The 14,232-nt window shown below is 42.1% G+C and carries 14 protein-coding genes and 1 pseudogene; 5 read left to right on the plus strand and 10 right to left on the minus strand.

Annotated features, from left to right (window positions below; all coding sequences use genetic code 11):
- Positions 1-17: 17 nt before the first annotated feature.
- The 7 genes and pseudogenes from EHS15_RS19525 to ispH all read right to left on the minus strand — a co-directional run.
- Positions 18-533, minus strand: a pseudogene (locus EHS15_RS19525) (MCP four helix bundle domain-containing protein); the annotation flags it as partial.
- Between the two features lie 16 nt (positions 534-549).
- Positions 550-2,679 (minus strand): chemotaxis protein CheA, encoded by a 2,130-nt coding sequence (locus tag EHS15_RS13725; protein WP_135761131.1) that lies wholly within the window; start codon positions 2,677-2,679, stop codon positions 550-552.
- A 2-nt stretch (positions 2,680-2,681) separates the two neighbouring features.
- Positions 2,682-3,050: an STAS domain-containing protein gene (locus EHS15_RS13730; protein WP_135761132.1), complete on the minus strand. Its 369-nt coding sequence runs from the start codon at positions 3,048-3,050 to the stop codon at positions 2,682-2,684.
- Between the two features lie 7 nt (positions 3,051-3,057).
- On the minus strand, positions 3,058-3,423 hold the full coding sequence (locus EHS15_RS13735; protein ID WP_135761133.1) for a response regulator: 366 nt from the start codon (positions 3,421-3,423) through the stop codon (positions 3,058-3,060).
- Positions 3,420-4,688, minus strand: coding sequence for a hybrid sensor histidine kinase/response regulator (locus EHS15_RS13740; protein WP_135761134.1), 1,269 nt, complete (start codon positions 4,686-4,688; stop codon positions 3,420-3,422). The genes EHS15_RS13735 and EHS15_RS13740 overlap by 4 nt, the downstream gene beginning before the upstream one ends.
- A gap of 112 nt (positions 4,689-4,800) precedes the next feature.
- Positions 4,801-6,480: a GAF domain-containing sensor histidine kinase gene (locus EHS15_RS13745; protein ID WP_135761135.1), complete on the minus strand. Its 1,680-nt coding sequence runs from the start codon at positions 6,478-6,480 to the stop codon at positions 4,801-4,803.
- 1 nt (position 6,481) lies between these two features.
- The gene (gene ispH, locus EHS15_RS13750; protein ID WP_135761136.1) at positions 6,482-7,429 is read right to left on the minus strand and encodes a 4-hydroxy-3-methylbut-2-enyl diphosphate reductase; all 948 of its coding nucleotides are present in this window, start codon (positions 7,427-7,429) and stop codon (positions 6,482-6,484) included.
- A gap of 89 nt (positions 7,430-7,518) precedes the next feature.
- On the opposite strand from ispH, the gene EHS15_RS19125 reads away from it, so the two are divergent.
- The 5 genes from EHS15_RS19125 (at position 7,519) to EHS15_RS13770 (ending at position 10,954) form a co-directional block, all read left to right on the plus strand.
- Positions 7,519-7,680: a hypothetical protein gene (locus tag EHS15_RS19125; protein WP_167884238.1), complete on the plus strand. Its 162-nt coding sequence runs from the start codon at positions 7,519-7,521 to the stop codon at positions 7,678-7,680.
- A complete protein-coding gene (locus EHS15_RS13755; protein ID WP_135761137.1) occupies positions 7,677-8,525 on the plus strand; it encodes a flagellin N-terminal helical domain-containing protein in 849 nt (282 codons plus the stop codon). The genes EHS15_RS19125 and EHS15_RS13755 overlap by 4 nt, the downstream gene beginning before the upstream one ends.
- A gap of 101 nt (positions 8,526-8,626) precedes the next feature.
- Complete coding sequence (gene ilvA, locus EHS15_RS13760) at positions 8,627-9,859, plus strand: threonine ammonia-lyase IlvA (protein WP_135761138.1); 1,233 nt, start codon at positions 8,627-8,629, stop codon at positions 9,857-9,859.
- Between the two features lie 252 nt (positions 9,860-10,111).
- Entirely contained in the window at positions 10,112-10,498 is a 387-nt protein-coding gene (locus EHS15_RS13765; RefSeq protein ID WP_135761139.1) for a DUF4345 domain-containing protein, read from the plus strand.
- Positions 10,499-10,534: 36 nt separating this feature from the next.
- Positions 10,535-10,954 carry an HNH endonuclease gene (locus tag EHS15_RS13770; protein ID WP_135761140.1) on the plus strand — a complete coding sequence of 140 codons (420 nt, stop codon included), beginning with the start codon at positions 10,535-10,537 and terminating at the stop codon, positions 10,952-10,954.
- Positions 10,955-10,998: 44 nt separating this feature from the next.
- Here EHS15_RS13770 and metW read toward each other — a convergent pair whose 3' ends face one another.
- Genes metW through EHS15_RS13785 form a run of 3 tightly spaced genes read right to left on the minus strand, consistent with a single transcriptional unit; the run spans position 10,999 to position 14,088 of the window.
- The gene (gene metW, locus EHS15_RS13775; protein ID WP_135761141.1) at positions 10,999-11,625 is read right to left on the minus strand and encodes a methionine biosynthesis protein MetW; all 627 of its coding nucleotides are present in this window, start codon (positions 11,623-11,625) and stop codon (positions 10,999-11,001) included.
- 3 nt (positions 11,626-11,628) lie between these two features.
- Positions 11,629-12,768, minus strand: coding sequence for a homoserine O-acetyltransferase MetX (gene metX, locus EHS15_RS13780; protein ID WP_135761142.1), 1,140 nt, complete (start codon positions 12,766-12,768; stop codon positions 11,629-11,631).
- 15 nt (positions 12,769-12,783) lie between these two features.
- Positions 12,784-14,088, minus strand: a complete 1,305-nt coding sequence (locus EHS15_RS13785) for an O-acetylhomoserine aminocarboxypropyltransferase/cysteine synthase family protein (protein WP_135761143.1) — start codon at positions 14,086-14,088, stop codon at positions 12,784-12,786.
- Between the last annotated feature and the right edge of the window lie 144 nt (positions 14,089-14,232).

The raw sequence follows: 14,232 nt of genomic DNA on the forward strand, positions 1-14,232 counted from the left end.
GCAATGTTGATGTCTTGCGTATCAGAAAATACTGCTTCGTTGATTTTGCTGAGAGCACCCGTATAATCCGTCCAAGCGCTAGTCAGTTTCTCTTTTAATTTTTCCTTTTTCAAAGGATCTACTTCCGTATAACCTTCGTTTTGGAATTGTAAGAGGAGTGTCCCGAACTCGGATCTTTTCTGAAGTACTTCCGAAATCTCATCCAATTGTTCTTTTGAAGTAGTGAGTGCCTGGATTTTTTTCCATAACTCGGTCACTTCTTCCCTTTTGGTTTTGATTTCGTCCCACTTCAGTTTCACTTCTTCTTGGGACGTAGCCTCCATTGCAGGAAGAAGATTTCTCTGAATGGTTAAATTATTCTGGAGGATCACAAATACGTATTCTGCCTTTTTGAGGTGGTTCTTTGAAATGATATCTACTGAATCGCCGATTGAATTCAATTTTTGAACCGAAACAACCGAGATCCATAGAACATAAAAAGCGCTGATCAAAAAGAATAGCACCAGCTTAGTTCCCACGGTTAAATTTTTCATACTTGTCCTCTTATTCTTAATTTTTTGCTTTTTCCAAAGCTACCGTTCTTTCGAATAAAGACGGTAGATCGATGATGAGAGCGACTCTTCCATCCGCAAGGATGGAGGAACCGCTGACTCCTTTTACATTATGAAATACGCTTCCCATCGGTTTGATGACCGTTTGAAATTCACCGAATAGTTGTTCTACTACAACGCCGGCTTTTTTATCGCCCATTCGAACGATGACTATATTTTCTCTTGCATTTGTCTTTTTTTCTTCTTGCGGGAATATTTCCCTCATTCTGAGGAAAGGGATCAGGTTTCCACGTAACGCGAAGTAGTCGTTTTTGCCATCGGAATTCTCTTGAGAAAACTCCAAACATTCCAGAACCATCTCCATGGGAAGTATGTAAAGGGAAGTGCCTACACTGACTAAAAAACCTTCTATGATGGCAAGTGTTAGTGGGAGGCGTATGACGAATCGGCTTCCTTGGCCGGGGATGGAATGTACCTGAACGGTTCCTCTTAAAGACTCTATGTTTTTCTGAACCACATCCAGACCGACACCTCTTCCGGAAAGATTGGTCACAGAGCCTGCTGTGGAAAAACCGGGATGAAACAGAAGTTTATAAACTTCCTCTTCTTGGTCCGGTTTTGAACCGGAAACCAGCCCTTTCTCCAGTGCTTTTTTCCAAACCAAATCGGATTGAATTCCTTTCCCGTCGTCTTTGATTTCTATCACTACCGAACCTGTGTCATGGTAGGCATTCAGCCAAATGTTTCCCGATTTCGATTTTCCTTTGGAAATTCTTTCTTCCGTAGGTTCCAGACCGTGGTCACATGCGTTTCTCAGAATATGGATGAGTGGGTCACCTAACTTATCTACTATGTTTCGATCCAGTTCCGTTTCTTTGCCGTCGATATGAAGAACGATTTCTTTGCCTAATTCTTTCCCAATATCTCGAACCGTTCTTTGGTATTTCTGGAGTACCTCTCCTATGGAAACCATTCTGAGTTTCAGGGAAATTTCCCTGACTTCATTGAGAAGTCTGCTGACCAGTAAGGAGGACTCTTGCAGATTGGAATCTTGGCTACCTGATACAAGTTGGTTTAAATTTGCGGCAGATACCACAAGTTCTCCCACACGATTGATGAGCTGATCCACTCTTTTGGAATCCACTTTCAGGATAGTGCTTTTGCCTAACTCCGCTTTTTGAAGTTCTTGTTCTTTGGTCGATTCTGGAACTACAGTAGCATGGACCGCTTCCGGTTCGGAAGAGGTGGGAGAAAAAAAACGTAAAAATTGTACAAGTCCTTCCGAGGAAAGAACTCCCATTTCTCTCCAAAGATTTCCCAGAAAGATTTCTTCTTCAGGAAGCTGTCCCGCTAAATAACTTAGGTCTTCAACACTGGCACCCGGCGGTAGTATATGCAAAAAGGAATCGGATTCTATAAATTCAAAAACCTTTCTTACTTTTTCGGAATCTTCCTTCGATTGGAAAAAAATTTCAAATCCTAAATAACAATCTTCCGGCAGATAAGATTCGTTTGTCGGTATCTCTGAGATAATGGTTTGCAGATAAAGAATTTTACCCAATTTTTTTAAGTAAGTTAAAAAAGAGATCGGATCGAGTCCGTTTTGGAATACGTTTCGTTTCGGACGAAGAGAAATGAGATAGTTTGCAAGAGTAAGGGAAGAGGATACGGAAGGAGTTGATTTAATGACGGAAGAAAAAACTGTCTCTTGTTTTTCAATTGCTGGCGCTGCCGCAATACCTCCTTCCAGATAAGGTGCGATCGCATCCAAAATCTTTTTGCCTTCTTCCGATTTTTCCTGAGAGATTTCTCCTTTCTGTTCCGACTGCACCAAATAATCCATTTGGTCTTTGGCTCGAAGGAGTATATCCACCAAATCTTTGTTTGATTTGAGTTTTCCTTCTCTCAGATTGTCCAAAAGATTTTCTATAATATGAGTGAATTTTACCGTTTTGTCGAACCCGAACATTCCGGACGTTCCTTTGATGGTATGAACGGCGCGGAAAAGTGCGTTCATCATTTCGGAATCGGGATCTTTTTTTTCCATTTGCAGAAGGATGGATTCCATCTCCCGCAAAAGTTCATCGGACTCTAAAAGATATGCGTCTATAACTTCGGATAGATCCATCTTTAGGCCTTCTTGGTTCCGTAAGAAAATTCTACTTCGTTTGCGTATTCTTTTTTAAGTTTGATTTTGTCTCCGAAGAAGGAGACCACTCCGAGTAAATCGAAGCATTTTAAGACGGGGAGGGAATGATTGCGGATGGTCATAAGACAGTGTTTATCTTCCGACTTTTTCTTCAGATAAACAAGAAGTTGTACTCCGGAGGCGTCGATTCTTTGGATGTTTTTCAGATCGAGAATGATTTGGGATCCTGCTTTCCAAGGGAAGGAATTTGTTTTTTCTTTCCATTGGGAAATGAACGGAATGGTAAGATAACCTTCCCACTCCGATTCGAAACCGGAGTTCGTATTTCTCGTCTTTAACACCGGATCCACTTTTGACTTATACCATCAATTTAGAAATCGTTTCGATCAGTTCTTCCGGAGAGAACGGTTTTGTGAGCCAAGCTTTTGCGCCTGCATCCAATCCCATTTGTTTTTTTTCAGGCTGGGATTCTGTGGTCAGCATAATGATGGGGATGAATTTGAATTTAGGATCTTCCTTTACTTTTTTGATAAAACTGATTCCGTCCATGTTCGGCATGTTCATATCGGACACGATCAAATCGATGCTGTTATTTGCCAATTGTTGGAGACCTTCGATTCCGTCTCCCGCTTCGATCAAATCAAACTTAGCGTTCCTTAGGTGGACGGAGATGATCTTGCGAAACACCGCAGAATCATCTATGATAAGTACCTTTTTATTCATGTTTGGATTTCCTTTTGTTCATTTTGAATCGGTAAAAAAAGTTCTGAGATGATGCATAGACTCGTTTCTTCCGTAGTGTGGTCTTTTGCATTTCTGATAAAAAACATCCCGTGATGTTTGTTGGCGATATAATCGACCATGGTGAGTCCCAAACCCAAACTGAAAGGTTCTTCCGAATGAAATTCTTCCACTGGAGGATGAACTCTATAGAAGGGCAGAATTAAATTTTTCTGCACATCTTTGGAAAAATTCGAATAGGAATCATCCAATACTTTGTTTTTGATGGAAAGACAAAAATAGCCGTCTACGAGAGTGAGAAATATATCTAAATTCGCATCATTCGGAGAGTATTTGATCGCATTGAGAAGAATCTCTTCCAACACCTGACGGATGAGTTCCAAATCCATGGAAAGTTGGATGTCCGATTTGAAAATGGGAAGATTGATTTTGATCTTCTTTCTTTCCAAATGATCCTCCCATTTATGGATGAGTTCCGGAAGAACGGAAAGTAGTTGGGATGATTTTTGAAGGGTTAGGTCTATTTTTTTGTCCAGAATATTGACCGCTTTGTCTAGTCCCCTTAACATCGATTTTGTATGTTCGTTGTTTTCCAGAAGCAGATCGAAATATTCCGCTTCTATGATATAATTCTTTCCGTCCGCATCTTTAGGAGCAAAACTTTTGATCGTTTCTATTAGTGTCGTCATTGCACCGAAGCCGGAGCCTTGGGAAAGAGTGGTTCTTAGATTGAAAATGGAATTCATCTCCGTAGAGTTATCGGACGTTTTGCGAGAAGCTTCTTTGTAGTTCAACCATTCCAATTGATCTCTAAGCTCTTTGCTTTCTTCCGCAAGCAGTTGTTTTTCGATGTCTTTTAGGTATCTGTATTCTAATGCCTGTTCGAGTATGGATTTGAATATTTCTACGTTTAAGGGTTTTATAATATAATCATATACTCCCAGTTTCATGATTTCTATGATTTGTTCGGAACTGTCGATAGCGGTTTGTACCAAAATGACCGGATCCGAATCTCTTTCTCTTAACTTTTGTATGAAGGTTTTCCCGTCCATAACGGGCATCATGAGATCGACCAGGTAAACGCTGAACTCTTCCTTCTCTAAAAGCTCTAGACCTTCCGCTCCGTTGCCTGCGATCTTATAAGGGAAATTTAATTTAGCACAAATGCCCGCTAAAAGCATTTGGTTTTCTTCTTTATCCTCTACGATGAGTAGAGGCAAAGTAGGCCTACGGCTGGAAGAAGTCATTTTCTTCCTAGCTACAGGCAAAGTTAAGTCGGAATCCTTCGAGCCCATCAGTATATTATCGGCTATACTAGTTCAAAATAGAATTAGGTTCAATTCAAATCTTGATTTTAGATTATTTAGTTAAGTTTGCAGGAAGCTGCAAGGAAAAGGTTGTACCTATATTAAGTCTACTTTCCACCGTGATCCGGCCTCCTAGTAGTTCTGCGAATTTTTTAGAAATTGTTAGTCCCAATCCAGTACCTTCTGTATTTGAATTTTCTGAAAATCTCGTGAAACTCTCAAAAAGATGGGATTGGTTCTCCGGAGAGATTCCTTTCCCTTGGTCAATGACGGATAAGACGATAGAATCTTTCAAAAAATTACATTGGATTTGGATGATAGAGGATTCAGGAGAAAATTTTACCGCATTGGAAATCAAATTCACTAGGATTTGGTGGATCTTCTGGATGTCGGAGGGAATGGAATAGGGCTCTAATCCTTTCTGTTCCCACCGAAATTCGATTCCTTTGAGTTTGGCCTGAGGGGTCATCAGTTCCAATGCATTTTTACAGATATCTAAAACATTAACCGGTGCTATATAGATTGAGGTTTTCCCCGCTTCCAATTTGGAAAGGTCTAATATTTCGTTGATGATTTTGAGAAGTTTCACTCCCGAACCGTGAATATAGTTCAGATATTTTTTTCCCATTTCATCTTCCGGGGGCATTTGGATGAGCTGGGTGAATCCTATGATGGAATTAAGAGGGGTTCTGAGTTCATGGCTCATATGGGCTAAAAAGTCCGATTTAAGCTTGTTTGCCGATTCCGCCTGTTCTTTTGCGTTCCTTAAATCGATGGTTCTATCGCTGACCAAGTCTTCCAACCTGGTTTTGTGTTCATTCAGTTCTCTCAGGTCTTGTTTTCTTTCCAGGTAATGGCCTACCCAGTTTGTAACCGTTTTGAATAGATGGATGTCGTCTTCATCAAAATTGGTTTTTGGGTTATTGATTTCCCATCCTAAAATACCGTAGTATTTTCCATGAACGAAGATGGGGAATAGGATGAGAAATAAGACTCCTCTGTCGAAGAACCATTGTTCGTCTTTCAGAAAATGTTCCGGTTTGCCCGATATTTGTTTTCCAGCTTTCAGTAAATCGACCCATCTTCCCAGTCCGATCTTCTGCCAGCTTTCTTCTATGAGCAGGCTGCGGTAACCCAGGTAAGCCGATATTTTAGTCTCTTCCAAAGTGATGGAAAAAAGGTCTTCTCCGTCTTCCCTATGCACTTGTTTCAAAAGATAAACGCAATCCATCTCTGTGAAAAAGATGAGTTGGTTGAGCGCTTGAGATAGATTGTCTACGGAAGGGCTAGGTTGGATGAGTATTTGGGTGGCGGATGCGACTCCTACTTCGAAGCGGAGGCGTTTGGCGATCTCTTCGTCCTGTTTTCTTCTTTCGGAAATATCCGTGAGGATCAGTGAAAAAACCAATTGGTTTCCATGAGAAAGAGACGGGATCGTGAACAGATTGTATTCGAAGACTTTCGTTTGGTGGTCAATGTGGGTTTGGAAAGAACCGGAAGTTCTTTTTCTGGATTGAACCGAAGATATGACTGTTTCTCTATAATTGAAATCTTTCAGGGAATGGATGGCAATTTCGTTTTCGAAAAGAGACTCTATCTCTTCCGTATCTAAATTCAATCTGCCGATAACGACCCCCTGGCCGATGTGTTCCAGGGTTTCGTAGGCTAATATGAGTTTATCGATTTTATCGATATCTCCAGGTAAATGGGAATCTTGCCTGGGAGACGTCATTTTAGTATTGAGTCAACATTTCCTTTGGGAGTTTGAAATTCATAGTATCTTCCCTGCTGCCTGGAAACAGAGAGACAGTAGCATTCGGGAAATGGGATAAAAGTTCCTTTACGATTTCATCCACAAGTACTTGGGGGCTGGAGGCTCCCGCAGTGATCCCCAAAACCTTGATCCCGTTTTTGAGGATATGGTTCGGATCTACTTCTTCTTTTGTGGTGATTCGATAGGAGGAAGGTTTTGTTTTTTGCGCCAACTGACAGAGCCTAACGGAATTGGAAGAATTCGGGGAACCGATCACAAGCATGGCATCCACAGAGGCGATCATTTGAGAAACCGCTTCTTGCCTTTCCGTTGTCGCATAACAAATGTCGTCTTTTTGCGGATGTTCCACGAAAGGGAAAACTTCTTCGATTTTTTGGACTATATTTTTCGTATCTTTGACGGAGAGGGTTGTCTGCATCAGATAGGTGAGAGGTTTTTCCGTTCCGATTTTGCCTTTCAATCCGACTACGTCTTCTTCTGTTTCCACAAGGAACATCTCCGCCTCTCCCATGGTTCCTATGGCTTCGTCATGGCCTCTATGGCCTATGTAGATGATTTGATGGGTGTCTTTGATGTTTCTTGCTTTTCTATGAACTCGAGTGACCAGAGGGCAAGTGGCGTCTCCGATCCTCATATTTCTATTTTTGGCGTCGTTCACTACCTCGGGGGAAACTCCATGTGCAGAGAAGATCACTGTGGCGCCGTCAGGGGCTTCCGTCAGTTCGTCTATGAATTGGATTCCTTTTTTCTTCATTTCTTCCACAACCCTCTGGTTGTGGACGATTTCCTTTCTCACAAATAAAGGAGTTTCCGGATTGTTCGCATGAACTGTTTCCACAAAGGAAATCGCATATTTCACACCGGCGCAAAAACCGCGAGGATTGGCTAAATAAATCGTTTCTAACAAAGAATTCCTCTTCTCTACAGTCTCCTTTTTACAGGGAGGGATAGTCCTGAAAAGAGAAATTTTTGAGGGACATATTTTAGAAACTGGAAGTGGGCAAGATTATTGGAAAATATTTTAAATTATCTATAATCCCCGAACCTGTTTCAGCCGATCTTCCTCTTGAAAGGGCCAAGGAAGGCCTCTTCGAAAATTCATCAATTTCTTTCGCCTTTAAGGGGAGGGAGAACGGATTCAAGGAGGAACCCGGATGATTATCAACCACAATATAAGTGCTATCTTTGCACACAGGACTTTGAAGTCGAATGACGCAAACCTGAACAAAGATATTGAGAAGCTATCTTCCGGTATGCGAATCAACAAAGCGGGAGACGATGCTTCTGGGCTCGCGGTGTCTGAGAAAATGAGAACTCAGATTTCGGGTCTTCGTCGTGCAGAACAAAACACTGAAGATGGAATGTCACTCATCCAAACGGCTGAAGGATATCTCCAAGAAACACATGAAATCGTTCAACGCGTTCGTGTGTTAGCTGTTCAAGCAGCCAACGGTATCTACACTGAAGAAGATAGACAACAGATCCAAGTCGAAGTGTCACAGCTTGTAGACGAGATCGATAGAATTGCATCTCAAGCGGAGTTCAACAAAATGAAACTCCTTACGGGAGCATTCGCGCGTCTTAACCCGACCGCTAGTATGTGGTTCCATATTGGAGCGAACATGCACCAAAGAGAGCGTGTGTACATTGAAACAATGAACACTGCTGCATTGGGATTAAGAAACCCTACGGTTCTTACTTTCATCTCTCTTTCGACTGCAGGTAAAGCAAACTCCGTGATCGGACTTTGTGACGATGCTCTTCGAGTTATCTCTAAACAAAGAGCTGACTTGGGTGCATACTACAACCGTATGGAGCATGCTGCAAAAGGACTTATGAACGCTTATGAAAACACACAAGCGTCTGAGTCTCGTATCCGTGATACTGACATGGCTGAGCAAATGACCAGCTTCACGAGATACCAAATCTTGAGCCAGGCTGCAACTTCCATGTTAGCGCAAGCGAACATGAAGTCTCAGTCCGTAATGAGATTACTCCAGTAATAGGATAAGAGAAGTCGCCGGAAAGAGCAGGTGGTTGGGGCTCTAACGGCGGTTTCTCGATTTTTCTTTCCTTCCTCTTTTCTTCACTTCGGTATACATCAATGAAATTAGATATCGATTCGGCCTACGAAGTCTTAAAGCCGATCATCCTGAAAACTCCTCTTCAATTCCATTCGAAATTGTCTGAAAAATTTAAAGCGAAGATTTTCGTAAAACGAGAAGACCTGCAAGTTGTCCGCTCCTATAAAATCAGAGGAGCCTATTATCTCATTCAAAGTTTGGAACCCTCTGAAAAAGAAAGAGGAGTTGTTTGTGCAAGTGCGGGAAACCACGCGCAAGGAGTCGCTTTCTCCTGCAAATTATTGAATATAGACGGAGTGATTTATATGCCTGCCATCACTCCTAAACAAAAAATCAATCAAGTGAAGATGTTCGGGGGAGATAGAATCAAAATCGTTTTGGTGGGAGACACCTTCGACGAATGTCAGAAATATGCATTGGAATACTCCGAGTCCGAAAATAAAAAATTCATTCCTCCTTTCGATCATATCAAAATCGTAGAAGGACAAGGAACCGTGGCCAAGGAAATTTTGGAAGAGGAGTCCGGATTCGACTTCGTATTTCTTCCTGTAGGAGGAGGAGGTCTTTGTGCAGGAGTAGGAAGTTATTTTAAGGAACATTCCTCTTCCACTCGGATCATCGGAGTGGAACCGTTAGGTGCTCCTTCCATGACGGAAGCATTGAAAGCGGGAAAGCCTGTTTTATTGGAATCCATTCAAAAATTCGTGGACGGAGCTTCGGTAAGAACCGTGGGAAATTTTACGTTTCCACTTTGCAGAGATGTTTTGTCGGAGATGTTGCTTGTTCCGGAAGGAAAGGTGAGTTCCACCATTCTGCAATTGTACAATGAAGATGCGATCGTTGCCGAACCTGCAGGTGCTTTGAGCATTGCTGCGTTGGATTTATATGCGGATAGGATCAAAGGCAAAAAGGTAGTTTGTATTCTCAGCGGAGGAAACAACGACATCGACCGGATGCAGGAGATCAAAGAAAGATCATTGTTATACGAAGGTCTGAAACATTATTTTATCGTTCGTTTTGCGCAAAGACCGGGAGCCTTAAAACAATTCGTGAATGAAATTTTAGGTCCTAATGACGATATCGTTCGATTTGAATTCATTCAAAAAAATAACAAGGAATCGGGTCCAGCACTCATTGGAATCGAAGTGAAGTCCAGGGAAGACTTTGATTCTCTTATCGTTAGAATGGATCTTTTTAAATTGAATTACACGCTTGTGAATCAGGATGAAAATCTATTCGAATATTTGATATAAGTTCTTAATTTCCGATTTCGAAAATAAATACGAACTTGCTCGTTTCCGATAGTAAAGAATTCAGGGAACTCTAAAGTTTTTCGATACAACTTCGATAATCGGAATGATAGAAACTATCGCCGTACAGCTAAAAAGCCCGGAGTGATTGCCGGGCTTTTTTTATTTTGAGAAGGTGTGCGGAAACACTCCGACCGCCAAAAATGGAGGAGATAAATATTGACAATGTTTATCTCAAGATCGAAATCTTGCATTATGAATTCTCAATCCACCGTATCCATCAGCACCCGCATTGTCCAAGTTTGTTTGTTTCTCGCCGCAGCGATCGCACTTTTCGGAGGATCCGTACAGATGTATTTAGGTGAGCCGGATGTAAGTCCCAGACTGGACAATATCCATCGATTTATGGCGGGATTATATTTATCCATGGGAATCATCTGCTTCTGGGCCGCATATACCATTCAAACTCAAAAGACTTTGGTGTATTTGATCGCCCTTGCGATATTCGTTGCGGCTGTAGGAAGATTGATCTCCATGTCTATCGTCGGTTTGCCTGAGCCTCACGGACTTTGGCTCGGTTATTTAGGTGCCGAATTGATTCTTCCTATCTTGATGGCAGGCGGGCAGTTGAAGAGGAAGTAAAGGCTTATTTTAGTTAGATGGCACTAGCGAGTATCAATGGGCATAATCGAGGATGCGTTAAATAAGAATTGGCGGCAAGCGATTGAATTTTCCAAAGGGACGTGTTCGTATTGCGGAATCGACTTGCTTCTCAATCGGCTTCTTTATGCCACAATGCAGTTGGATCATATCTTTCCTAGATCCAAATATCCCGATCTGATTGATGATTCGAATAATCTGGCTCTTTCTTGTGCTTATTGCAATCATTCTAAACGTGATTTTGATCCGGCTGAGTTAAAAGGAGAGCCTAGCATGCTGAGCCAGAATGACAGTAAAGCGAAATTATTGAAAATGATTTCGGAAGTAAAACATCTCAATTTGCAAAACTCATCTGCGCAGTTTTTGAAAAATGAAACCTTTTACCTGGAAGTTTTAAAACACTATCTGCCTAAATTTTATTCCCAAGAACCAACGTGATGACTTTTCCGGAAGGAAAAAAGACCGATTTTCGAAACGATTGTTTAATTCTGCGCCTGAATCACAAACAGTGCTAAGGTGGCAAATAAATTCGGGAGAGCTTTGATTTCTCTTTTGTGATTGAAAAAAGCTCTTTTCAATACTTTGATTTTTTCATACTCGCAAAAATCTGCGAAGTCTTTGGTGGATAGATAGTGAAGGTTCGGAGTATCGTACCAATGGAAAGGCATTAAATCCGTCACGGGAGTTTTCCCGCTGATCAAAATAGAAAGGCGAATTTGCCAATGGGAAAAATTGGGAAATACGATGACTACCTTTTTTCCGATCCTGAGACATTCTTTTATGATCGCACCCGGATTCAAAGTTTGTTGGATCGTTTGGTTTAAAATTACGTAATCGAAACTTTTGTCCAAATGGTGCTGCAGACCGTCGTCGATGTCCCCGTGGTGAACGTATAACCCTCGTTTTACGCATTGAATGATGCAAGAGTCGTCTTTTTCGATTCCTTGCACTTTCACTCCCTTGGATTTGAGAATCACCATAAGTTCGCCGTTCCCGCAGCCCAAATCGAGAACTCTTTGGCCTTGTTGCACAAGATTGGCAATGTACGAAATGTCCGGTCTTTTGCTTAGATCGAAATCCAAATTTTCTTTGAGAGGGATTTTATTCATAGACTAAAGAGTTTCTCCTTCGTCGCTGGAAGATAAAAAATCTCTCAAAATGGAATCTTGTTCTTCGCTTTGCAATAGAAAGGAATCGTGTCCTGCCGGATTATTCAATTCCACAAAACTTACAGGAATGGCATTCACTTCCAAGGATTTAACGATTTCCTCCGATTGATAGGGAGGATAAAGCCAATCGGAAGTATAAGCCACTACCAAGAATCGGCATTTAACAATGGATAAAGCTTTTGTAAGTTCTTTTCCCGTTCCTAGACTGAAATGATCCAGAGCTTTGGTTACGTAGATATAAGAATTCGCATCGAAACGATCCACGAAGGATTCCCCTTGGTAGATCAAATAACTTCCCACTGCGAAGTCGGTAGATTGAATGTTTCCTTTGGGAGGTTTACGTCCGAATTTTTCCCTCATCATTTCGTCGGAAAGATAGGTGATGTGTCCCATCATTCTGGCAAGTGCCAGTCCTTTGGAAGGTTTGTTTTCGTTCGTATAAATTCCGTTGTTCCAGTGAGGGTCGGCCAAAATCGCCTGCCTTCCTACTTCGTTGAATGCGATCTGCTGTGCGGAGTGTTCGGAAGTGGAAGCCATAATGATGCAATTTTTTAAGCGAGTAGGGTAAGCGACCGACCATTGCAGCGCCTGCATCCCTCCCATGGATCCGCCTGCAACAGCGAACAATTGTTCAATGCCGAAATGGGAAACCAATTTCTCCTGAGCGGAAACCATATCCGCAATGGAAACGAATGGAAAGGAGGATTGAAAGGGCTGCCCCGTTTTTCCGTTGATGGTCAATGGGCCGCTTGAGCCTTTGCAGCCTCCTATGACATTACTGGAGATGATAAAGTATTGATTCGTATCGAATGCTTTTCCAGGGCCAATGTAGTAGTCCCAGTAGCCCGGTCTTTTTTCCCCTTCGTGGTAACCCGCAGCATGAGCGTCTCCGGAAAGAGCATGACAGACTAAAATCGCATTGTCTTTTTTTTCATTCAGAGTGCCGTAAGTTTCGTAGGCAATCTCAAGGGGAAGTAAAACTTCCCCGTTGTCTAATGTGAGAGACTCAAATCGGATGATTTGAGTGTGTACGATGCCTACTGAGTGAGGGTCGATGGATTCTGAACTCGCAGGAGTAGGCATTTTGATCTCTATAGATCAGATATTTTTCAATCCCTCTTCCAAGTCTACTAGAATGTCATCGATATGTTCCAATCCTACGGAAAGACGAACGAATCCAGGAGTCACTCCTGCAGAGATTTGTTCCGCAGATGTCAACTGTTGGTGCGTTGTGGAAGCAGGATGAATCGCAAGAGACTTCGCATCACCTACGTTAGCTAGAAGGCTGAACAATTCCAAACTGTCGATAAACTTCTTGGCTTTTTCCAATCCGCCTTTGATTTCAAAACCTACGATGGCTCCATACAACCCTCTGTGGTGGTATTTTTTCGCCAGTGCATGGTTTTTATCTCCTGGAAGGCCAGGGTAATTCACCCATTCGATTTTAGGATGTTTGCTCAGGAACTCGGCTACTTTCAGTGCATTTGTGGAATGTCTTTCCAAACGAAGTGCCAGAGTTTCCACACCTTGGAGGATTTGCCAAGCATTGAAAGGAGAAATCGCAGGTCCTAAGTCTCTCAAACCTTGTACTCTTGCTTTAAGAATGAAGGCGATATTGACTCCGCCGAACGGTTCGAATTTTCCGAATACGTCCCAAAATTTCAAACCGTGGTAAGAAGGATCCGGCTCAGTGTAGTTCTTGAATTTTCCGTTCCCCCAGTTGAAAGATCCTCCGTCAACGATGATCCCTCCGATAGATGTTCCGTGTCCTCCCAAGAATTTGGTAAGTGAGTGAACTACGATGTCCGCGCCGTGTTTCAAAGGGTTCACAAGATAAGGTGAAGGAAGAGTGTTGTCTATGACGAGAGGAACTCCCACTTCTTTCGCAATTTTACCTACCGCTTCTATGTCCAAAGTATCTAGTTTAGGATTTCCTAATGTTTCCGCATAAAAGGCTCTTGTTTTGTCATTGGAAGCCTTTCTGAAATTTTCAGGATCGGATTGGTCTACGAAATGTACTTTGATTCCCAGTTTTGGAAATGTATAGTGAAGCAGGTTGTAAGTCCCTCCGTAAAGAGAGGAAGAGGCAACAATTTCTTGACCTGCTTCAACAATATTCAATAACGCTAATGTTTCTGCGGATTGGCCGGAAGCGGTAGCGAGTGCAGCGACTCCTCCTTCCAAAGCGGCCACTCGTTTTTCCAAAACGTCAGTAGTAGGGTTCATCAAACGAGTATAGATATTTCCGAATTCTTGCAGTCCGAAAAGACGTGCTGCATGATCTGTGTCTTTGAAGACGTAAGAAGTGGTTTGGTAGAGAGGAACGGCTCTCGAAGTGGTGGTAGGATCCGGCTCTTGTCCTCCGTGAAGGGCAAGGGTTTCTGTTTTAAAATTACGAGGCATATATTTTGTCTCCCTAGAGTGGTTCCATCCAATACTCCATAAGGTTTCTTTTATGTCAAGAAAAAATCTGTTAAATTGGAATTGTTGTCCAAATTAACAGATGGGGCCTTTGTCACTAAAATTCTTATTTTCAGGGACCTTCGA

This window comes from Leptospira idonii (assembly GCF_004770995.1).
Lineage (GTDB): Bacteria > Spirochaetota > Leptospiria > Leptospirales > Leptospiraceae > Leptospira_A > Leptospira_A idonii.

Bases quoted from the DNA above. Each gene is read 5' to 3' on its own strand.
- EHS15_RS13725 (WP_135761131.1), bottom strand. From the start codon at position 2,679: ATGGATCTATCCGAAGTTATAGACGCATATCTTTTAGAGTCCGATGAA.
- EHS15_RS13735 (WP_135761133.1), bottom strand. From the start codon at position 3,423: ATGAATAAAAAGGTACTTATCATAGATGATTCTGCGGTGTTTCGCAAG.
- EHS15_RS13740 (WP_135761134.1), bottom strand. From the start codon at position 4,688: ATGACTTCTTCCAGCCGTAGGCCTACTTTGCCTCTACTCATCGTAGAG.
- EHS15_RS13745 (WP_135761135.1), bottom strand. From the start codon at position 6,480: ATGACGTCTCCCAGGCAAGATTCCCATTTACCTGGAGATATCGATAAA.
- EHS15_RS13755 (WP_135761137.1), top strand. From the start codon at position 7,677: ATGATTATCAACCACAATATAAGTGCTATCTTTGCACACAGGACTTTG.
- ilvA (WP_135761138.1), top strand. From the start codon at position 8,627: ATGAAATTAGATATCGATTCGGCCTACGAAGTCTTAAAGCCGATCATC.
- EHS15_RS13765 (WP_135761139.1), top strand. From the start codon at position 10,112: ATGAATTCTCAATCCACCGTATCCATCAGCACCCGCATTGTCCAAGTT.
- EHS15_RS13770 (WP_135761140.1), top strand. From the start codon at position 10,535: ATGGGCATAATCGAGGATGCGTTAAATAAGAATTGGCGGCAAGCGATT.
- metW (WP_135761141.1), bottom strand. From the start codon at position 11,625: ATGAATAAAATCCCTCTCAAAGAAAATTTGGATTTCGATCTAAGCAAA.
- metX (WP_135761142.1), bottom strand. From the start codon at position 12,768: ATGCCTACTCCTGCGAGTTCAGAATCCATCGACCCTCACTCAGTAGGC.
- EHS15_RS13785 (WP_135761143.1), bottom strand. From the start codon at position 14,088: ATGCCTCGTAATTTTAAAACAGAAACCCTTGCCCTTCACGGAGGACAA.